Origin of the sequence: Paraburkholderia tropica, from assembly GCF_914484835.1 — a bacterium.
Classification (GTDB): Bacteria; Pseudomonadota; Gammaproteobacteria; order Burkholderiales; family Burkholderiaceae; genus Paraburkholderia; species Paraburkholderia tropica_A.
In genome coordinates, this window is record NZ_CAJZAR010000043.1 from 135,548 (window position 1) to 156,862 (window position 21,315).

Genomic DNA, 21,315 nt, shown 5'->3' on the forward strand with positions numbered 1-21,315 from the left:
ACAAAAGTACTTTAGCACGCGACGGTGAGAAACCCCAAAGATCCATCTCACCTTGAAACCGACTCTCCCTTCGGTACATAGTCTCTCACCGTCAGGCCCAATATCTCTCACCTAACGTCGCACTACACGACACGTAGATGGTTGTTTTTATGGGATTTATCGTCGTTGTCCACAGGGATCGAACGGCGAACTCACGGGGGCGCCCACGCAGGTACACCATCTCTCACGTTAAGCGAACATAACGTCTCACCTTTGGTACATCGTCTCTCACCGCGCGAGAACAATAAGTCTCACCCGCAGAACAAAATCTATCACCTTTAGCGGATAACTATTTGATTTCACGTGGTTTCTGTTTTCCCTGTATGTTTGTTTGTCGGTCTTTTAATAAAAAAACTAACTTACCTACGAAAGGTGGATCCGGCTCCTGAAGGCGGGTCACCCCTTGCCTCCCACGACTTCCACGCCGATCGGACGTTCTTGCGATCTCGCTCTCCCAATTCAGGCCTAAAGGCGTACAAAATCTCTCACCTTTACCCTGCTGCGGAGGATCTAGGCTTTCTGCGGAAAGCCACTCCTTTGATCGGGTAGAAGAATTGCCACATTTTCTCTCACCCTACGGATGGCCCAGCGCTCGGAAAGGTGATGGATTTTGTACCTCTTTTGACATCGCCAACAGTCGGTTTGCCTACTATCGAGGTACTGATTTACTGGAACGATCACTCGTGAAGCTCACTGCGCCGGCAATTTGACAGTGCAAGGGTGCTAATAGCTTGCCGATTGCGGTATCCTGCGTTTAGCTCAATTTTTCTCTGGAAACTCTGAAAATGGCAAATGTCAGCCAACCGCTTCCAATCGACCGCACGGTCACTCTCGAAGAAATCAGCGACTTTGCGGAGGTCGTGACTGACTACGCCTCGGAGCTGCGTGATCGAATACTTGCCCCAAGGCCGCGAAAAAATCCCCCGGTGTTCACAACGGGCGAGGTAGCGGAGTTGTGCGGACTCACGCGCAATCAAGTGCAGTACCAGATTTCGAAGAACGACGGTGTGCTTCCGGAAGGTACTAGCACCGGCACAGGTCGGAGCCGCAGCCGACTTTTCACCTTGGCCGAAGCGCGGGTGTGGGTGCAGCGCATTTCGGACATATACCAGACTCCACTTTTAGCGGGACCGAGCGATGATTACCAAGGGAAGGTGATCATCACCTCTCAGCTCAAAGGCGGTAGCGCGAAGACGACGACTGCAATGTGTCTTGCCCAAGGCCTGACGCTAAGAGGAAGAAAGGTTCTCGTCGTTGATCTGGATCCGCAAGCATCTCTATCGGAGCTTTGCGGTCTTTATGCCGAGAAGGAGGTGTCGCCCGAGTCCACCGTTCTTCCATACATCTACGATCAGAACGTTGAGGGGGGATTGCTGAATCGCGTGCAGTCGACCTATTGGGACGGGCTGGATATCATCCCGGCGCACACGGAACTCGTCGGCGCTGAGTACCACTTGCCAGCGATGCAAATGAGGACACCGGGTTTTAAGTTTTGGCGCGTTTTACGCGATGGCCTAGAGCCGCTCCGCAGATACTATGACTACATTATTCTGGACACGTCACCGTCGCTGTCCTATTTGAACCTCAACGCGCTGATGGCCGCGGATGCGATGGTAATGCCGATGGTGCCGGAGAACCTCGATTTTTTCAGTTCGCTGTCGTTCTGGCGGCTGTTTTCTGATGTCGCGAAATCATTCATCCGGTTCGAGGCAGACAAGAAATACGACTTTGTCTCGGTGTTGCTGACGAGGGTGAATTACGGGCCGACTTCATCGGCACCCGTGGTCCGGACCTGGGCGCAGGGCGCCTATCGGCAATGGCTAGACCCTTTTGAAGTACCCGCTAGTTCGGTAATGAGTTCCGGCGCTCTGGCTTTCACAACCGTCTTTGACATTAGCAGCAATCACAGCCAGGCGAAGTCACTGCAACGTGTTCGCCAGCCTCTCGTCGACTATTGCCGTTGGGTGGATGAACAGTTTGTTAAAACCTGGAAACAAGCATCATGAGCAAACTTCGAGAAGAACTCCTTGCGAAAACAAGCGGTGTACGCTCCACTGCCGAGCGGACACCTGACGTCAGCCGCAGAGCCGCACGCACTGAGACTGCCCCAGGGCTAGCTGGGGCGCTTGCGGTCGCGCAAATGCGTGTGCAAGAGCTTGAGGCCGCAGGCGGGGCGACTGAACTTCCGGTCTCGGCGGTAGTTCCCAACCCTTGGCAGCCCCGGCGTGTCTTCAATGAAGACAAGCTCACGGAGTTGGCCGAATCGATTCGCGAATCAGGGTTGCTTCAGCCTATTGTCGTTCGTCGCTCAGAAACCGGGTATCAGATCGTGGCAGGCGAGCGACGGTGGCGTGCGCACAAGTTGCTCAACCGCGAGATGATCAAGGGCCTCGTCGTTGAGTGCTCTGATCAGGACATGTCTGTGCTCGCGCTTATGGAGAACATCAGTCGGGACGATTTGACTGACTATGAGATATCCCTTTCCTTGCGAGCAACGGAACGAGAATTTCCAAACCGGACCCGTTTAGCGGAGGCGGTCGGGCTGAGTCGACGCGGTCTCTACAAGTACATGTCGTTTTCGATGCTGCCTGCTTTCATGACTCGTGACTTGGATTTGAATCCGTCGCTTTTGGGAAGCAACGCGTCGGATGCTATCTCTGCCGCGATTAAAAAGCACGGTGATGAAGGCGTTAAAGCGGCTGAAGAATTGTGGCCGGATCTGGTGAGAGGAAGCCTCGATCAGTCAAAATTTGCGGGCGCAGTTACGGCTCTCGTCTCTCGGAGACATTCTAGAGCTACAGCTTCCGACCGCACGATTGACAAGTTTTTCTCCGGGAAAGCGCAAGCTGGGAGTATCACGAAGGACGTTCATGGGTTTACCGTTAAGATCAAGGCGGGCCTTTTATCGGATGCGCAAGAGTCGAGAATACGACAGTTGCTCAGTGAGTTTTTCACCGGCGACGGAGAGTAATCTAGATACATGGAAAAGCCCGCGTTAGCGGGTTTTTTTTCGCCCGGACTTGGGTTTGATCGGCTTTGACGCCGGTCGAGAACGTATGTCTCAATGCGCCACGACTCTTTCCGGGCCTGGCTGCATGTGTGCCTAAAAGGCACACTCTATGAAGCGCAGACCGGCTGAATCTGGCATCGCAAAGGAACTGTCGTGAACGATCTTTCAGGAGTGTAGGGGGATGGGATGGGGGTGCCTAAAAGGCACACTTTCCGCTTTGAGGGCACGCTGCAGTCCGGCCTTGTCCCGGGGCTAGGATCGGATGGCGACGAAACTCCGGGATTATCCCGGAGTTTTGCTTCCGTCTCTTCGTTACTCCGGGATTATCCCGGAGTTTGCATCTAGTAAGTCTAGGTTAGGACGAACGGGTCGCGACTTTTCCTTCCGCGCGAGAGACCGCCCAAAACCGACCTACAGCTTGGTGGGGATTCAAAGGCGTGCCAGCGGCGCCTTCAGATCGACCGCGACCGCGTCGAAATAGTCGAAAAAGAAGTCAGCCAACATTTTCGGGCCGACATGCTTGACAACGTTGGCGGGCGGACACTATCGGACACCAGCTACTTCGATCGAGAAACACATGCCCACGCTCTTTGAATCCCAATCCATTCCGAACCGCCTCACCGCTAAACGCGTTCATTCAGGCATGCGCGCACAAGGGGCATCTCACTACGAGATCGGGCATTTCTATCGCGCCATGCTTTCGCGGCGTCTTTGGCCTAGTCAGAAAAGCATGTCCGACTTTTTGGAGGTTTCAAATTCGAATGTCTCACGGGCCATCGCCTTAGCGCGTATTCCTGACTCCATCGTCGCTGCGTTGGGTGGTCCAGATCGCCTTACATTCCGGGCGGGCGATCTTTTGCTGAGCGCGATCGAACATCTTGGCGAGCGAGAAATTATCGACCGTGCCAAACATGCCTCAGCGCTAGGCTATAACGCGGTCGACGATGTCTTGGAAATTCTCATCACAAACCGTTTGCCGAACCGCAAAGTCACGAAAGTGCAAGTGCGGTTGTCGCGCGACAAGCGGACTCTGCGTGTTGAGCTTCCCGAGATTGGGCGGCTTCTTCCCCATCTTGGGAAGCTGGAAAACTATCTATCAACCGCGATTACGATGTTTGAGGTGACTCTTGAGGCTGAGGCGGCAGCAGCGATGCTCGGTCAGTACGAGCAGCTCCGGAGCGAAATGGATCAGATGTCCAACGGAAGACGATTGGACCGTAGCCCGGAGTCTATGAAACGGTCGCAGTGAAAACGCGACCTCGGTCGAGACTCGGGAGCCGCACCATCGGGGCTCAGCGGTCCGACACCTCAGTGCGCAGCTCAGTCGGTCCTTCGTCGCGAGACGCCGCTTCCTTGGCGTCCCGGCGCCCGAACATCGCGCTAACCTCATTCATCATCCGACGTTTTTCGGCCTGCAGGTAGATCGACGTGGTTTGGATCGACCGGTGGCCTAGCACGCGCTGGACAACGTCTATAGCACGTCGTTGGCCGCCGCAAGTGTGCCGAACGTGTGCCGGAAAGCATGAGGCGTCATCTGTTCGAGCTGCGCGTGTGTCGCGGGCGAAAGATTCTCAAGCTCAGCGAGCAGGCGCTTGCGTAGCCAGTCGATGATTTCGTTGAAGGTGTCCGGTCGATACGCCTGTCGTTCGCCTGACCGGTGTTTTTTTTGGGCAGCCTTAGTCCTGGGAATAACGAGCGGCGAGAGCAGGGGGCCCTCCGGTTTCGGCGCATCGAATTGCTCGCCACGGTCTTGCCAGTGCGCGCGGAGCGCAGTCACCGTCTCGGTGCTCACGGGCACGGTACGCTCCCGGTTTCGCTTGCCGACGATCGTCAGTGCCCAGACCTCCTGGCCGTCATCCGTCGGGTACGGTTCGAGCCGTTCGCGCCGTGCGCCTGCGGCTTCCTCGCGCCGCAGACCTGAGTCGCCCATCAGCAGCATCAGGCCATGCACGATACGCCAGCGCTGGTTTCCTGCGGGGGCACTCTGCCGCCGCGTGTGCTCACGGATATCTGCCCAGAGTCCGGGCGCCAGGGCTCGCTCGACCTGGATTTCGCCTTCCCGCTGGATTGTCACCGGGTCGCGTACGCCTTTCCACGGATTTCCCGCGAGATATCGCATGTCGACGAGCCACGCGAAGGCCGCGCGCATGACGCGAACAGCGTACAGCTGCGATTCGGGGCTCAGCTCCTCGGTTGCGAACGGGCGCCACCGGTGTGACGAACGGGCGGCGCGCGCCCCGACGAACGACGGTGCGGGGAGCTTCAGGAAGTCCTTGTAAGCTTCGCAGTCGTCGACGAGCAACGAACTGAGCGCCTTGCCGCGAACGGTAACAGCCCACAGCAGAAAGCGTTCGGCTTCCTTCGTATAGGCGCGCAGCGTTTTCGGGCGATCCCGGTAAAGATGCAGCCAGGCCCGCACGGCGGCCAGATCGTTGCGTGCGGCAATGTACGGGAAAGCCACCGAGCGGTTCAGGCCCGCCGAGCCGTCCAGCACCTCCCGCAGCGCCATGCGCTCAAGCGGAACGAGCACGCCGCTAGCACCGCCAATCGCGATGATGTCGTGGTCGGGGGCGACGAGGGGATCGATGAGATCCACGTCGGCGTCGACACGCAGGGCGAGCGAGTCCTCATGACGGCGCAGCCACGCGACGATCGCGCGCGCGCGCCCCGGGCCGACGCGGGGCACTGAGCGCCACCAGCTGCCGCCTCGGGCATTGCAGTACGCCACCAGATCGCCAAGCGTCGCCACGCCGCGCGCCTTCAGATATCGCGCGACCATCGGCCGGAACCACATACCGATCCCATGCGTGGCGGCCGGCTTCGCGACAGCGAGGCGAGCAGCCTCTTCGACCATCTTGAGCGACGCGGCCGTGAGTCGTGCGCTACCGTGCTTTTTGATCGAGGCCTTTAGGTGGTCGGCCAGCACCGGCGAGCCGTGCTCGATCGCCATTGCGACCAGCGTGGCCAGCATGTCGCGCAGGTAGCGCTCCATTGCGCCGGGCGTGGCCGCGTGCGGGTCGTCGTCCTCGTTGAAGTAGGTGCGGGCGATGATCGCCGACGGCAGGCGCTGCACGAACGCGCGCAGAGCGGCGAAGTCTTTTGCCGTGTACTGACGCTGCAGATCAAGCTTTTCAGGCATGCGACTATCTCATTAGTGCAACTAACAATCAGGGAATTCTAATCAGGGCGGGCGCCTCACGGCGCTTAACCGGGGCTGTCAGGACGGGAGCCATCTCCGGCGGGTAGCCCCATGGCCCGCAGCGCGAGGCGCGCGGCGGCATAGCCGGTCGACGGATGCCGCTCGAAGATCCGCTCGAATTCCGCGCCAAGGGCGGCGATTTCGGCCCTGGCTGCGACGTCCTCCATGAGTCCGAGCACGATCTGCGCGTAACGCACCGGTCCGAAATGAACGAGGTTGCGCAACACCTTCGTGTGCGTCGAGAAGAGTTCCGGGCCGTAGCGCCGCACGATCGACGCGACTATCGCACTGGCGGCCGGCGTGAGCGCGGGCATGTCGCGCACGAGGCGCAGATGCGGCGACGTGTCGTCATCCGTCCGATGAAGGAAAACTCGTTCCAGTCGACGCGCATCGATCAGCCCGCACTCGCGGTTTCAACTTCCCGCCAGAACAAGAATCGCTTCAGCGGCGCCAGAAGTGAATATTTGAAACCTCGGTTGAGAGAAGTAAAAAACTGAATTCTTGAGGCATGGTTGGGCTGCAACGGGCGATTTCGTGAAACATCGACCAGACAAGAGAATATCCCTCCAAAGCCAGTACTGTCGGGGGATCTGGCGATTTTTAAGGGCGATGTTCCACGAAACCGCGCGTTTCCGCCCCGAAAATTCCGCCCTGAATGTGCGAGATGCTTCCTCGCGAGTCGGATAAGGCCTAAGGTGTATTGATCGTTACGTGATCTGTAATTCGGTGGCGCAATAGTGGCCGACCGGCGGCCGGATCTTCTCAATCATTCACCTGGTGGGATTCGTGTACTACAACGTGAACATCGTCCGCAGGAGTAATGCGATGCGCACGGCACGTTTTCACAAGGCAGTGACCCCGTTGCGGCCGCATGGCTCGCACCGCTTCGACGTGTTCGGTCCAAAGATCGGACGGCGGCTGACGCTGTTCGGACGCGAGGCGTTGCAGCTATGGCTGCGTCTCGAGGCCGACCCACAAGTGCTCACCTATTGCGAACGACCGATACCGGTCCCGGGGCGGAGCAGGCCTGCCGACTTCTGGGTCGAAACGAACGGTGGTGAGCACCTTTATCTCGTGGCCCGGTTGCCGTCGGGTCAATCGGCAGGGCAGGGTGCCGGCCCCTGCCCGGCGCTTGAGGCTTGGGGGAGAGCGCGCTCGATCGCGCTACGCATCATTTCGCCGGACGATCTCAACGACAGCGAGATGCTTTGCCAGAACCGGCTGACGATGCTGCAGTACGTCGCAGCCCGCCCACTCGCCACAGTCGCCGAATTTCGGACCACCATCCTGAGCGCGTGCGAAAGCGGACTTTCGCTTGCCGTACTCGAGCAACAGTTCGACCAGATTGATCCGGCCGTTGTGCGAACGACGGCCTTCTCCCTCATCCTGCAGGACCGGCTCGCCTGTCCCACGATCGCATCGCAGCCGCTCGGGCCCAGCAGCCATCTGGTGGCGCGATGAAATCGATGACCTTCGGCTCGCTACGCTTTGACCGTCGCTCGATACCGCCCGAGATCGCCGATATCAGCCAGTGGCCCGGCGCCGATGACAGTGCACTTGGCGAGCGGGCGCGCCCGCTTTTCTTGAGACGGGTTCGTGCGATGACGCTGTTCCTCGACGCGGCTGTCCCCCTGCGGGAGATCGGCCGGGAGACCGGCGTGCGCATCAACGATCTCTACCGGCTGTTCGAACGGTGCATCGCCCCTCATGAGGACAGCCGGATTTATGGATGCCGTGCGCTTTTGCCCTGGCTGCATACGCGCCCCTATGAGCGTTGTGCCCGGGTAGCGGGGTCATCGAAGAGCGCCGCAAGCGGTGCGTTCGACCAGTTACTGCGCCGCTATCCAGAGATTGAACGCTGGATAGCGCGAAAGGTTGCGGCGCGCAGCCGAAAAATGACCAGGCTCGAGGAAGTCCCGCGGCAACTGTGGCGGCTGCACGCAGGCTTTCTGGAGCAGTGCCGGGAGAATGGCATCCAGCCGCATGAGTACCCCTTCAACCAGAAGCATCTCGGCGAACGCTCGCTGGCGACGCACGTGCGCAAGCTTGCGAACCGCGAGTTCGCCGCTGCGGCTCGCGCTGCCGGTGCCCGGCAGATCGGGCACCAGTGGCAAGCGGATTCGGGCGATGTGCGAAAGGCCGCGACGTTTCCCTGGGATGTCGTGGAGTTCGATGGTCACAAACTCGATGTCCGGCTGACGCTGCGCATTGATGATCCGTTCGGTTTCGAAACGCTGCTGGTCCTGCACCGGATCTGGGTACTGGTGCTGCTTGATGTAGCAAGCCGCGCGGTGATCGGATACGCCATTTCACACGGGCGCGAATACAACAGTGACGACGTCGCGCAGGCACTGCAGGCCGCGCTGGTGCCGCATGTGCCTCGCGAACCGGCGATCGCCGCTCTGCGTGTTCGTTCAGGGGGCGGCTTCCCGTCGGCGGTGATTCCGCAGACCGCGTGGGCGTGCTGGCGCACGCTGCGCTTCGACGCGGCCAGGGCGCACCTGGCGAAGGCGACGCTCGAGCGTCTGACGGCGGTAGTCGGCTGCGCAACTGACAACGGGCCGCCCGGCGAAAAGAATGAGCGCGCATTTATCGAGCGATTCTTCGATCGACTCGCCTCGCATTTTGCTCACCGCCTGCCAGCCTCCACCGGACGTGACCCCCGATCGGTCGAGCGCGCACTCAGTGATATCGGGGGCGACACATCATTGATGATGACACTGGACGAGCTTGAGGATGTGATCGACGTTGTGCTCGCCAATTACAACGGTGAGCCGCACGCAGGGCTCGGTGGCCGTACGCCGCTTGAGGCGATGCAGTTCCAGCTTGAACGAGGCGAAGGCATGTTGCGTACGCTGCCCGAAGCGCGGCGCAGCACGTTGTGCCTGCTGCAGGAGGCGCGCATGGTCACTGTTCGTGGCAACGTCGCCCGCGGCGTGCGGCCCCACATCAACTTCGAATACGTGCGCTACGACAGCCGCCTTCTGTCGGGCATGACCGGGATGATTGGCCAGCAGTTGCGCATCTACTTCAACGTGAAGGACATCCGGCACCTGCACGCTTTCTTCATGAACGGGGCGGAGCTGGGCGTGCTGACCGCGTCTCGCCCGTGGTGTTTCACACCGCATTCGCTTCGCGTCAGGCAGGAGATCTTTTCCCTGATGCGCCAGCGCAAGCTCGCCTGGCGTGAAGGTGACGATCCGGTTGGCGTGTAGTTTGCGTGGAAGCGGGACCAGGCCCGGCGGCATACGCGCGACGCGAACGATCTCGCGCGGATGCTGGCCGACCGCGCGAAGGCCCACACCTTGCCAAAGGGCGTTCCTGTTGAGCCGGCAGTTGAACCGGGCGGCAGCCCAAACGTGGCCCTGCCGGGCAAGGCAATGCCCATGAGCGCGGCTCAGCCTGCGCCGTGGCTCACGAAAATCTTCACGTACTGAAGCGATGCTCGACGCCCTGAAACGGCCTGTCGACGCTGCCGATCATCCGCTTTCGAGCCAGTCGTACATCGTACCGACACCGGCGATCGCGGCGATGTATGCGCGCGTGCGGCACTGTCTGCGGCGCGGCGTGACGGGGGCATTGATCTACGGGCACACCCGCTGGGGCAAAACATACGCCGTCCGGTACTGTGTGCGTCTGCTGCGTCACGAACTGCCGCGCGTGGTCGTACTCACGTTTGGCATGCCGCAGAATCCGTCACACTCGGAAGCCCTGTTCTTCGGCATGCTGCTCGAGGCCGCCCGGCATGCCCGCCCGGACAGCGGCACCGCATTGCAGCGCCGCCTGCGGCTCTACCACAAGCTGGGCGAGCTCGTTACACGGGCATCGGGCAACACACTTGTCGTGTTCGTCGATGAAGCGCAGCGACTGGAACTGGAGCATTACGAATGGCTGCGCGATGTGCAGGACGAGCTCGGGCGTCGTGGCATCCGCATGTTCGTGTTTCTGGTGGGCCAGCCCGGACTTCTGAACCGCAGGAGCGCGTTCACGCAGAACGTCGATACCTCGCAGATCGTCTCGCGCTTCATGATTGAGGAGATGCGCTTTACCGGTCTGTGCGCGCCAGCCGACCTGAAGATGTCGCTCGCCGCCTACGACAGCTCGGTATTTCCCGAGGAAAGTGGCTGGACCTATACACGCTTTTTCCTGCAGCGGGCGTTCGATAACGGATTCCGGCTGGGCGCGCAGCAGCAGATCCTCTGGGACTCCTTCGAAGCCGCGCACCGCCTTGCCAGATTTGATTTTGCGCTCGAGTTACCTATGGAATTTGTGGCGCGCTCGGTCGAGATCGCATTGACGGGCAACATGGAGCACGACGGCCCACGCTTCGAGCTGAGCCGCGCCTGCTGGGACGAGGCCGTTGGCGAGTCCAATTTCGTCGCCGCGCTCGAAGCGTTGCGGATCGTCTTCGTCGATGACGCAGGCCCGCAGTGACGCGACGCTTCGACATCCTGCTGCCGGACGACCATCCCTTGCAGCACGATCCGTGGTGCTGGCGTGACGACTGGCATGTGCAGGGAGAGTCAGCCTTCGCGCTGCTTGCGAAGTTCCAGCGTCTGAACGCACTCTCCTGCAAGGCGCTCGCTGAGTCCTTTGCCTGGAGCCGTGGCGGCATGAAGGCGGTCCCACGGAAGATCGACCTGCGTGATGCGCGACGCTTCGACCTGCAGCGCATGATGGACCTGCTGCGCCTTCGCCTTGTCGATGTCGCGGCCGCCTTCGTCATGCCCTCGGGGAAGGCGCACCTTGTTGCGTCTCCGAGCCTGCGCTGGTGTGCCAGATGCGCGCGGGACGGCGTGCATCTGACTGCCTTCCAGTACTACAGGCTGGGGGAGTGCCCTTTTCACCACGTGCCGTTACGCGAGTACTGCGAGCAATGCGGCGCGGCGATTCCTTATTGTCTGCGTGCCGACCTCTTCAGGACGCCATTTAGCTGCCCGACCTGTTCGCATCCCTGGTGTGAGCCAGCCAGCGGCATCGATGACCTCCGCCTGCGTCGTCGCCAACGGTGGCAGGCCGCGAGATGCGCGCCGCTTACGCTGCTGCCCACCCCTTCGTTCGTACTGCAAACGGATGTCGTGGTGGGCACGTTCGATCCGCTGGGCGGCCAGGTGGCGAGAGGCCGGGCGAATTCGCTCCACGCGGTGGCTGCGCCGTGGATCACCTTCGGTCTGACGTCGGCCATGACCCGGGCAGAATCCGCCGGGAACGTCTGGGCGGGGGTGAATGCGCCTGGCGATTTCCCCGACAGCACCAGTGGTCATCCTGACGACGCCCAGGCGCGTAGCTGCTACAAGGCCGTGCTGCGCCGTATCGCGAAGACAGTCGGGCGCGCCCATCGCAGGTGTGTGCGTCTGGCTGTGCAACAGATGTGCGTGCCCATGAGGGCATCCGCTGCGACGCCATGGTGTCCTGTTGCGCACGCGATGCTGCGGTGGCGCTGCAAGTGGGAGGGAGTCGGTCAGCCAGGATCGCTGTTCCAGCAACCATTTCATGGGCCGTTGGGCCTGGCGATCTGGCTGTCTCTCGACGCGCCCATTGCGCCGGCTTCCTGGAGCCGTGAAGCCGGGCAGTGGCTGACGTTGCATGGCCTCACGACAGCGTGCCTGGACAGTTTCTACACCTACCTTGTGGAAGCACGATCGGCTGGGGCGAGCCAGCACATGCAATGGCTGCCGTTTCCCGTCAGGGACTTTTCATCGCGCGCGGTTGTTGTGCGCGATACCGGCACCGCTCCCGGGGCGGCGCAGCTCTGCGTCATTGCCCTGGATCCCTCGCATGTCGAACGACCTTTGATTAGCGAGCTGGGTTTACCGCTCACGAAGCTGCCGTCTTCGGGCATGCGTTGTGCATCTGTTGCGCAGATTCACGCCAATGAGCATCAACTGAAAAAAAGACGCTCACCTCATGCGCGATGAATAATCCAGAATAAAAATGTAACAAACGGTTACTTTTGAAGGTATTCAAATCATCGCGATGTACCGTCTCGCCCTGCAGTATTCGTATACAGAAAAGCGGGATGTTCAACCGCTGACCAGACCAGAATAGAAAGACCATCATGCGAAACGGGGAAGTGCTGCTTGCCGCACGCGCCATGCAGCGCGCGGTGGCAGCAGGCAGACTGCAGTTTGAAAACGCACGGCTTACGCCCGCGCGCCATGCACTGTGGCGGCGCGTGACGGCGGCAATCATGGCGGTTGTCATGTATCTTGCGCCGGCCGTGCTGCTCTGTGACGAAGTCGCCCGGGCGGCCCCCATCGTCGATCCTCGCGCACCGGTCCCGTTCCAGCCCACCATCACCCAGAGCAGCGGCGGCGCGGCAGTGATCAACATTCCCGCGCCGAATGCGAACGGCCTTTCTGTCTCGCAATTCCAGAGTTTCTCCGTCGGCGCGCAGGGCGTCATTTTCAATAACAGCCTGGTATCGGGTACCTCGCTGAACGGCGGTCAGGTCAGTGCAAACCCGAATCTGGCAGGACGCACCGCCTCGACAATTCTGGCCCAGGTCACATCGACCGGCAGTCAATATGCGTCGGTGATTGCGGGACCGCTCGAGGTTTTCGGAAATTCTGCATCCCTGATCATTGCCAATCCCAACGGCATCTCGATTCCGGGCGGCACCGCCCTCACGAACATCTCGAACCTCACGTTCACGACCGGCGTGCCGCAGTTCATCACGACCGCAGGGGGCACGCCGACGACCTGGGACAACGCGGGGGCACTCGCCTGGAACGTGAACGGCGGCAACATCTCGATCAACGGGCCGCCCGGCAACGACGGCACCCCCGGTGCGGGCATTGCCGGGACAGTTGGCAATATCGATCTGATCGGCCAGACCATTTCGCTCAACGCGCCCATCCAGGCCAATGACCGGGTGAACGTGATCGCGGGCAACCAGTTGGTCACGCCCTCCGCTTCGGCCACCACCGGTAACACTTACACGACGGCTTCCAGCGGCAGCACGAATACTGCTGCGGCCATCGGCTCCCGCAGCGGCAACGGCAGCGTTGCGATCGACGCGAGCCAGTACGGATCGGTGACGAGCGGCACCATCTTCATCGTTTCCACCGCGGCCGGCATGGGTGTGAACATGCAGGGGCCGCTCGCTGCGACGGCAGGTAATGTCGTCGTCAACGCCAACGGCGACGTGACGGTTGCGCAGACGTTTGCCAGCCAGAACGTCACTCTCACGAGCGTGGGCGCGACGAACATCACCGGTACTTCGCTGGCGAACCAGAACTATACGGTCAGCGCCAACGGCGACATCAATGCGACTGCACCGGTGTCTGCGGGCCAGAATGTTTCGCTTGCCGCAGGCGGCAATCTGAACGCGACGTCCGTCGCGGCCAATGGCAGCGCCACGCTCAATGCCGTCAACTCGATGACGGTGGGTTCGGTGTCGGGCGCGACGATCGCGCTGCAGGCCACGACTGGCGATCTCACGGTCAACTCAGCCCTGACGGCTCCAGGCACGATCTCGGCGAGCGCGGGCGCTGACCTCACCATCAACGCACAGGTGCAGGGTGGCAGTACCGTGTCGCTTTCGGGCGGCAACGATGCGACGGTAAAGGGCGCCGTATCGTCGGTGGGGGCGGCAAGTCTCACCGCGACGGACGGGACGGCAAGCGTGGCCGGTAACCTCCAGTCGAATGACGTCGCGAGCGTGAGCGCCGGACAGAACATCGTGCTGGGGGGCACCACGCAGGCGCAGGGGGCTGTGACGCTCAGCGCACAGTCGGGCTCGATCTCGGGCAGTGGCGATCTGGCCTCGGCGCAGGACGCCGTATCGCTCACCGCGGGCCAGGCCGTCGGGCTGACGGGCAATGTTCAGGCTGGAACGGACGTGACGGCGAGCGCTGGCACCACGCTGTCGATGAGCGGTGCCGTGACGGCGCCAGGCGCGGTCACGCTCACAGGCGGCGGGGACGCGACGCTCGGCGGCAACCTCGTAAGCGGCGCCGCCCTGTCGGTCAATGCCGGCGGCAATGTCACCCTGAACGGCGTGGTCGGGTCGGTTGGCAACATGGCGCTCACGGCCGGGGGCACGCTGACAACGGCCAGCCAGGTAACGTCGCTGGGCACGCTTGCGGCAAACGGCCAGCAGGGGGTGAGCCTGGGCGGCACGGTCTACAGCGGCGGTAACGCGCAGGTCGGCTCCAGCGCAGGCACGGTATCCATTGCGGGATCGTTGACGGGACCGGGTACGATCGCGATCTCGGCCGGGCAGGACGCGACCGTCACAGGCAGCGTACACAGCGGTGACAGCGCAACCGTCACCGCCACACGCGATGCGAACCTGGACGGCGGTCTCGAAGTGGACGGCACGGGCAATGCCACCGTGACGGCCGGGCGCAACCTCAACGGCACGGGCAGTATCAGCGTTGCAAACAACACCACGCTTTCGGCAGGCAACAACCTGAGCGTCAGCGGTGCGATCGAGACGGGCAACAATCTTTCCGCCACGGCAGGCCAGAACCTGGCTGTAGGCGCGACGACGACGGTCGGCACGCAAACGCTGACGGCGACCAGTGGCAGCGCCACGCTCGGCAATGCGCTCTCGGGCGGCGCCATGAATGTGACCGCGGGCACCGACGTCAACGCGCAGGGCACGGTGCAGTCGCTTGGCAGCCTGGCGATCAGTGCCCGGGGTGGTAACTTCGCGGCAGCCGGCGCGGTATCGACAGCGGGCACCGCGACGCTCAGTGCAGGACAGAATCTGACGCTAGATGCCCAGACGACGGTCTCGCAGGATGCCACGCTGACGGGCACCAGCATCACGACGCAGGGTCTTGCGGTGGGCGGCAATCTCACGGCGACTGCCACGAATCACGTCGATACGTCCGCCGGCCAGCTGAACGCCGCATACAGCACCAGCGCGCCTGCGCTGGAGGTGACCGGCAATGCCACGCTTTCCGGGGCGAGCGTGACGACGGCCAACGCGGTGATCGGGGGCACGTACAGTGCAACGGGCACCACGAGCCTGACGACGGGTGGGACGGCCGCGTACATGGGCAGCGCCACGCTCGCCGGCGGCACGGTGACGAACGTCGGGACGCAGATGGCGCAGGGCAACCTCGCCGTCTCGGGAAGCACAGTGACGAACCAGGGGGCGCTGTCGTCGCTGGAAACGATGGCGCTCACGGCTGCGAACCTGGTCAACTCCGGAACGATCTATGGTCTGAACTCGAATCTCACCGTGTCGGGCGCGACGACCAACACGGGCGGGCTGCTCGGCACGAATGCGCTTACGCTGAGCACCGGTTCGCTTGCGAACAGCAGCCTGATCTACGCGGGTGACACCTCGAATCCGGCTGCTGCGACAGGCGATACCGGCGTGACGGTGACCGGTGGCAATGGCTCATACAACAACGTGAACGGGCAGATTCTCGGGCAGAACAGCGTGACGCTGGCGCTACCCAACCAGAGCGTCGATCCGTCTTCCAGCGCATTCGGGACGGTCATCGGCGGCAACGCGCTCAGTCTCAGTGCAAAGTCCGTCAGCAATACGGGCACGTGGACGCTGCCGGATACGGCCGTCACGGTGAGCGCTTCGGGAGGCATCAGCAATACCGGGACGATCAACCAGGGCACGGGGTCACTGACCCTGAACGGGACGGTGTCGAATTCTGGAACGCTGAACGGGCATGATGTCACGGTCAACGGTGCACTCGCAAATGCTGCAGGCGCAACGGTGCAGGCGGGCGACGCGTTCACGCTTGCTGGTTCGGGCACAAACGCTGGTACCGTTGAGGCCGTCAACCAGATATCCATCAGCGGGACCGCCTACGACAACTCGAACGGCACCACGGCCGCGGGCAACAGCAGCAGCGCATCGGGTGCCGGCAACATGGCGATCAGCCTGACGGGGAATCTCGTCAACGCCGGGGGCAAGCTGTCGGCGACGAACAACCTCACGATTGCGGCGAACGATGTCATCAATTCCGGAGCAACCGGAACGGGCGGCACAACCACCACCACGACGACTGTCGCGAATCCGGGGCTTGCGCTGGGACTCACGGTCGGCAGCGACACGGTCGCCTATTCGTTTTATTACGGTTCGGGAGAGGCGGGATTTTACTGCTGCACGACCTGGTCCTACAACAATCCCACCGTCACACTCGCCGATGCCCTTTCTCCCACCGGCGTGGCGGACCCGACTTCGATTGATGCGCTGACTGCAGCCGTTCACGTGAGCTGGGCCAAAGCCAATGTGCAGCCTGCTGCGATCAGTGGCAACACGATCACCTTCGTTGAGATTCCGACGCCCGACGCAAATGGCAATATCGAGAACCTCTGGTTTGTCGAGACTGCGGAGAATGCGGCGCATGCGATCGCAACGAAGACCATCGATCTTCCGACAGCAACAGAGACGATCACCACGACGGGTGGCGGGACGTCGTCAAGCTCGGTCATCGCTGCAGGCAACGATCTGAGCCTGACGGCCAATACACTCAATAACCAGAGCGGAACGGTGAGCGCCGGGCATGACGCGAGCGTGAGCGTGCAGTCGCTTAACAACAGTGGGACGACCTATTCGTCGACGGTGACGGACACCGTGGACCTCGCCTCCCTCAACGCCTTTCTCGCAGCCGCACCGTCCACCATCTCGGTCTGGGGCAGCTTCTATGCTGCCGATGGCACGTCAGCAACGTGCGCGAGTGATCGCGGCTTCTGTATCACGACGAAGGGCATCACCCTCGACGCGCCGGGCACCGTGACGCCGGTTTCGACGTCGTCATCGATTACGGTTCAGGGGGCAACCGGTGAGATCGTCGCGGGTCACAACGTGAACCTGTCGGGCGGCGATCTGGTGAACGCGGGTACGATTACCGCCGCGAACGACGTCAATGTGTCCGCGAGCAGTTTTACAAACCAGGGAACCAGCACTGGCACCGTGACGACCACGGTCGGTTGCGCAGCGGGCTACACAGGATGCAACGCGGCGGCAACAAGTAACAATAATTCGCAGACCTACAGTTACCAGCAGATCAACAGTAATGTGACGGCAGGCAACGACATCGTCATCGCGGCGAACACCGTCAACAATACCTACGGCAATCTCGTAGCAGGTCGCAATGTTGTGATTGGGGGCACTGGCACGGTCGCAGGTGACGCTTCGGGCACGCCGACGAATCTCACACAGGCAGCTGGCGTGACGAACACCTCCGGCGCGATTGCCGCAGGCAATGACGTCGACATCAGCGCTGCGAGCCTCGTGAACACGATCGCGGCGCCTGTGCAGATTCACCAGAATTACGGCAGTGCGACGCCCTTCACTGGTTGCACTTTCAACTGCGAAGCCTGGGTCGACGTTCAATCGGCCAGCGCAGCGACGATCGTCGCAAATCATGATGTCAACCTGAGCGCGGGCTCGTTCGCGAATACCGGCAGCCTGATCACGGGGCTCAACAACGTCACCATCAGCGCGACGGCGGCTGCCACGAGTGACAACCAGTATCTGGGCGCGTACTGGCATTCCAGTTCGGGTGCGAATGGTTACACGGCGTGGGGCTGCGCGAATAATCCGGCGCTGTGCGCGAGCCTGTACGGCAGTGCATGGAATGCGGGCCAGGCGCAGGATCCGGCGGGCCTGCCGTCGTCAGTCGGTCTTCCGGATTTCGTGCCCGGAACGATCCAGGCGGGTAACACGCTCGCGGTTCGCTCGCCCACCTTGACGAACACGGGCAATGTGATCGGGCAGACCGTCAGCCTTTCCGGTTCGACGCTGGTGAATGGCCTCACCAATCCGAATGTCTATACCCCGCCGCCCGCCGTTTCCGGTCAGGTGATCACCCTTGGGCCGCCTTCCGTTCCCTCGTCTGCGACCACCACCATCAATGCGGCGGGTCAGGTGACGAACCTGAGCGGGGAGCGCGTATCGGTAACGGGCACGGCGGACGTGCCGCAGCAGTCGATGATCGGCGCGACAACCGTGGGCAGTCCAACCGCGCCCGCGGTGAGCAGCACGGCCGCGCCGGCGGCGACGAGCGTGACGACGGTGAGCGGACAGACGATCAGTGTTTCGTATCTGGTGAACAGCCCGGCAGCGGCCGTGACCAGCGACCTCTCTCCCGCGGCGCTACTGAGCCAGTTGCCGGCGAGCCTCCAGCCGGATACGACACAGTTCTACTACGATCCCTATACGCAGGCACAGCAGGTCGAGCAGGCAGCGCTGCAGGAGACCGGCAAGGCCAGCTTTTATGCGCTGCCGTCGACGACGGACGCGACGAGCCAGACGAGCGTCAGCAACCTTGACACGGCTGCGCTCTACGGTGCTGCGCTCCAGTACGCGGAACAGAACAACGTCGCGCTCGGCACGCAACTGAGCCAGACGCAGCTCGCGCTCGTCAACGAGCCGATGCTCTGGTATGTCGAGGAGACGGTGCCGGAGCCGGGCTGCACGGCCACGGGCAACGGCGTGTGCCCGACCGTCCAGGCACTGATGCCTGAGGTGCTGTTGCCGCAGAACTTTGCACAGGTCAACGCCGACGGCACGATCACGGGCACGAACGTCGCGCTCGATTACGCGAACAGCATCCTCAATACCGGCACTGTTACTGCAGAGAATCTGAGCGTCGACACCGGCTCGCTGACCAACGAGCAACGCTCGACCAACGTCGGCACCATCTATGAGCTCGTAACAGACGGTCTGCTTGCGAAGACGACCGGCACCGTGGTGCAGCAGGGCGGCTACATGTCGGCCGCCAACTACCAGCTCAACGTCGATACGCTGACGCAGATTGGGGGGGCGCTCACGCAGGTCAACGCGGATGGCAGCGAAAACGCGGCGGCGACCTCCCAGCTGCTGGCGAACCTGAAGAGCCAGCTTGGCAACCAGTTCACGCAGACCACGGCGAGCGACAACCTGCACACCGAGCTCATCGGTGCGCCGTCGACGTTCGATACGATCTTCCAGATGGCGGTGATCGTTGCCATTGCCGTCATGTCGGCGGGGGCTGCGTCGCTCGCTGTTGGAACTGCTGCGGGAGCGACGGCAGGATCAGGCGCGACCTTCGCTGCTGCCGGGGCGGGCACTGCGGCAGGGGTGGGCAATGCCGCGATTTCCGCTGCAGTCGGTGGGATGGTCAGCAATTCCCTTTCCCAGGTTGCGTTTGGCAATGGCAGCTTCAGCGTTGCGAGTCTGCTTGAAGCGGGTACCACTGCATTCCTGACAGCGGGGTTGACCGACGGGATCACGTACGCGAATGGTGCACTGGGTTTCACGACAGAAGCGTCGAAGACTAGCCTTGCTGCGCTGGCTGGCGTTCAGGCGGTTGGCAACGTCATATTGCCGGGAGCATCATCGGCGCCTGGCACCACATTGCAGACTGCGCTGGCACTCGGGGCGATTACCGGCATTCAGGCCGGCGTGCAAAGCGCAATCGAAGGCGGCAGCTTCCTCACGGATCTGCGTAACGATGGTGTATCCAATCTGGCAGCGGCTGCGGCCTTCTCTATCGGAGATGCAAAGAACGATGGTCTGAACGAAGGGGCGTATGTTGCAGCACACGCGGCACTGGGGTGTGCGGCGAGTGCTGCTGAGGGGACAGGGTGTGCCGGGGGGGCCGTGGGAGGCGCAATCTCCGCTGGCCTGAACCCGATTATCAACAGCAGTGGTGATCTCTCTCCCGCTGCATTGGCTGGAATTGAGACGCTGGTAAGCGGTAGCGTCGCGGGTGCTCTTGGATTCAATGTGCAGGGTGCGGTGACAGCGGCCCAGAACGAGACACTGAACAACTTCTGCGAGCATAACAGCTGCGGCAAGTTCATTACCGCGCTAATCAATAACACCAGCAACGCGTTGAATGCGGGTGCTGATGTTCCTGCGATGGATTCTGCCGCCGGACAGGACGTGCTTGCCGGGATGGGAAATACGGCGCTGAATCTGGCGACCTTCTCGCTGCCGGGGATGGCGGATTTCACGCAATATTTTCAGTACAACAATGCGACGCTCGGCACGCTGGGAGAGATGTATGCGACGATGGGGCTCAGTGCGCCAGTTGCATCGGCATTTGAAACCGCGCTGGGCACATACAGTGCAGGCGTTCTTGCAGCGGATGCGGGTAGTGTTAAGAATGTGAACCCTACGGGGTCGTTGCAGAATTGCACGAACTGCGTGGCAGTTGTCGACAACTTACTTACTACTGGAAGTCCTGCTAGCGCATTGCCTCGCGCGACACCTGTGCCATTTACTCAACTCGGCCAGATGTATGGCACCACGTTTAGTGGCTGGACGACACAGCAAAATATCGAGTCCGCACTGCTTGCTGGTGGGAATGGGACACGAGCAGTTGTGTATGGAACGGACGGCGTTACTGGGCACGTATGGAATGCTGTCGTGCAAAATGGCACAGTGAATTATATCGACGGTCAAATTGGTGCTGGTGGCGCGGCGAATTTTCAGTACTTCTCGCACTTTCAATTTGGAGTATTGCCATGACGCTTGATCTTGCCGCTGCGAAGAAGTTGGCGCTTGAGTATCTCGCGGAACAGCAGAGCAGACCAGGTGGGGTGCCTTACTCCATCGTTGATTCGCGAATCATGGAAGACGACGATGGATGGTACTTCCCTTACCAGTCGGTTGAGTTCTTGACGACCGGAGATATGAACGCTTCACTCGTGGGAAACTGGCCAGTCTTTGTTAGTCGAGATGGTCTCCATGTCGGCCCGTGCCGACCTGAAAAATGGCAGCGTCGCAATTGATGTTATGAAAGTAGATTGACGGGCGGGATAGTCGCACGCCCGAAACTGACCGACAGCATCAGTAAAGCGAGCCCAGTCACATGACTGATTCGTGCTTGATGGCGTCGGCGAGCGCGATGGCGCTAGGCACAGCATGGTCCGAGGAGCGCCGATAGAAAATCCTCACTGCGACCTTGCTGCGCGCGTCCTCGTTGGGCCGCATTTGCCGGACTCCATCGATTGTGCGCCGAAGCCGTTCGTCGGCAATAGTGCGATGTTCGTCATGTAGCCAGTTGTTCGACGCGGGCATCGAATTGCGCAGCTGCTGTGTCGACGACTGCCCGGCGTCGTGGTTCGTCTCGGGACAACGGGGCAGTAAAGGTGT

Annotated in this window: 11 protein-coding genes; 9 read left to right on the top strand and 2 right to left on the bottom strand. The window is 61.4% G+C overall.

Going from position 1 to position 21,315, the window contains the following annotated elements; translation table 11 throughout:
• Positions 1 to 824: 824 nt before the first annotated feature.
• From LDO54_RS13170 to LDO54_RS13180, 3 genes are all read left to right on the top strand, one after another.
• Entirely contained in the window at positions 825 to 2,045 is a 1,221-nt protein-coding gene (locus LDO54_RS13170; protein WP_224010921.1) for a ParA family protein, read from the top strand.
• On the top strand, positions 2,042 to 3,010 hold the full coding sequence (locus LDO54_RS13175; RefSeq protein ID WP_224010923.1) for a ParB/RepB/Spo0J family partition protein: 969 nt from the start codon (positions 2,042 to 2,044) through the stop codon (positions 3,008 to 3,010). Before LDO54_RS13170 ends, LDO54_RS13175 begins: the two co-directional genes overlap by 4 nt.
• A 616-nt stretch (positions 3,011 to 3,626) precedes the next feature.
• Positions 3,627 to 4,298, top strand: a complete 672-nt coding sequence (locus tag LDO54_RS13180; RefSeq protein ID WP_224010925.1) for a hypothetical protein — start codon at positions 3,627 to 3,629, stop codon at positions 4,296 to 4,298.
• Positions 4,299 to 4,520: 222 nt separating this feature from the next.
• On the opposite strand, the gene LDO54_RS13185 is transcribed toward LDO54_RS13180, so the two are convergent.
• Together LDO54_RS13185 and LDO54_RS13190 are read right to left on the bottom strand one after the other, a co-directional pair.
• Complete coding sequence (locus LDO54_RS13185; RefSeq protein WP_290371076.1) at positions 4,521 to 6,188, bottom strand: phage integrase family protein; 1,668 nt, start codon at positions 6,186 to 6,188, stop codon at positions 4,521 to 4,523.
• Positions 6,189 to 6,253: 65 nt separating this feature from the next.
• Positions 6,254 to 6,562, bottom strand: coding sequence for a hypothetical protein (locus tag LDO54_RS13190; RefSeq protein WP_224010927.1), 309 nt, complete (start codon positions 6,560 to 6,562; stop codon positions 6,254 to 6,256).
• Between the two features lie 472 nt (positions 6,563 to 7,034).
• Here LDO54_RS13190 and LDO54_RS13195 point away from each other — a divergent pair, with 472 nt between their 5' ends.
• The 6 genes from LDO54_RS13195 (at position 7,035) to LDO54_RS13220 (ending at position 20,951) form a co-directional block, all read left to right on the top strand.
• Positions 7,035 to 7,709, top strand: a complete 675-nt coding sequence (locus LDO54_RS13195; protein ID WP_224010929.1) for a hypothetical protein — start codon at positions 7,035 to 7,037, stop codon at positions 7,707 to 7,709.
• Positions 7,706 to 9,463, top strand: a complete 1,758-nt coding sequence (locus LDO54_RS13200; protein ID WP_224010930.1) for a transposase — start codon at positions 7,706 to 7,708, stop codon at positions 9,461 to 9,463. Before LDO54_RS13195 ends, LDO54_RS13200 begins: the two co-directional genes overlap by 4 nt.
• A 226-nt stretch (positions 9,464 to 9,689) precedes the next feature.
• Positions 9,690 to 10,682: an ATP-binding protein gene (locus tag LDO54_RS13205; protein WP_224010932.1), complete on the top strand. Its 993-nt coding sequence runs from the start codon at positions 9,690 to 9,692 to the stop codon at positions 10,680 to 10,682.
• Positions 10,679 to 12,166 carry a hypothetical protein gene (locus LDO54_RS13210; RefSeq protein WP_224010934.1) on the top strand — a complete coding sequence of 496 codons (1,488 nt, stop codon included), beginning with the start codon at positions 10,679 to 10,681 and terminating at the stop codon, positions 12,164 to 12,166. The genes LDO54_RS13205 and LDO54_RS13210 overlap by 4 nt, the downstream gene beginning before the upstream one ends.
• 140 nt (positions 12,167 to 12,306) lie before the next feature.
• Positions 12,307 to 20,688 (top strand): beta strand repeat-containing protein, encoded by an 8,382-nt coding sequence (locus LDO54_RS13215; RefSeq protein ID WP_224010936.1) that lies wholly within the window; start codon positions 12,307 to 12,309, stop codon positions 20,686 to 20,688.
• Entirely contained in the window at positions 20,685 to 20,951 is a 267-nt protein-coding gene (locus LDO54_RS13220) for a YrhB domain-containing protein (RefSeq protein WP_224010938.1), read from the top strand. The genes LDO54_RS13215 and LDO54_RS13220 overlap by 4 nt, the downstream gene beginning before the upstream one ends.
• Positions 20,952 to 21,315 lie beyond the last annotated feature (364 nt).

Bases quoted from the DNA above. Each gene is read 5' to 3' on its own strand.
- LDO54_RS13205 (WP_224010932.1), top strand. From the start codon at position 9,690: ATGCTCGACGCCCTGAAACGGCCTGTCGACGCTGCCGATCATCCGCTT.
- LDO54_RS13175 (WP_224010923.1), top strand. From the start codon at position 2,042: ATGAGCAAACTTCGAGAAGAACTCCTTGCGAAAACAAGCGGTGTACGC.
- LDO54_RS13180 (WP_224010925.1), top strand. From the start codon at position 3,627: ATGCCCACGCTCTTTGAATCCCAATCCATTCCGAACCGCCTCACCGCT.
- LDO54_RS13190 (WP_224010927.1), bottom strand. From the start codon at position 6,562: ATGCCCGCGCTCACGCCGGCCGCCAGTGCGATAGTCGCGTCGATCGTG.
- LDO54_RS13220 (WP_224010938.1), top strand. From the start codon at position 20,685: ATGACGCTTGATCTTGCCGCTGCGAAGAAGTTGGCGCTTGAGTATCTC.
- LDO54_RS13185 (WP_290371076.1), bottom strand. From the start codon at position 6,188: ATGCCTGAAAAGCTTGATCTGCAGCGTCAGTACACGGCAAAAGACTTC.
- LDO54_RS13200 (WP_224010930.1), top strand. From the start codon at position 7,706: ATGAAATCGATGACCTTCGGCTCGCTACGCTTTGACCGTCGCTCGATA.
- LDO54_RS13215 (WP_224010936.1), top strand. From the start codon at position 12,307: ATGCGAAACGGGGAAGTGCTGCTTGCCGCACGCGCCATGCAGCGCGCG.
- LDO54_RS13170 (WP_224010921.1), top strand. From the start codon at position 825: ATGGCAAATGTCAGCCAACCGCTTCCAATCGACCGCACGGTCACTCTC.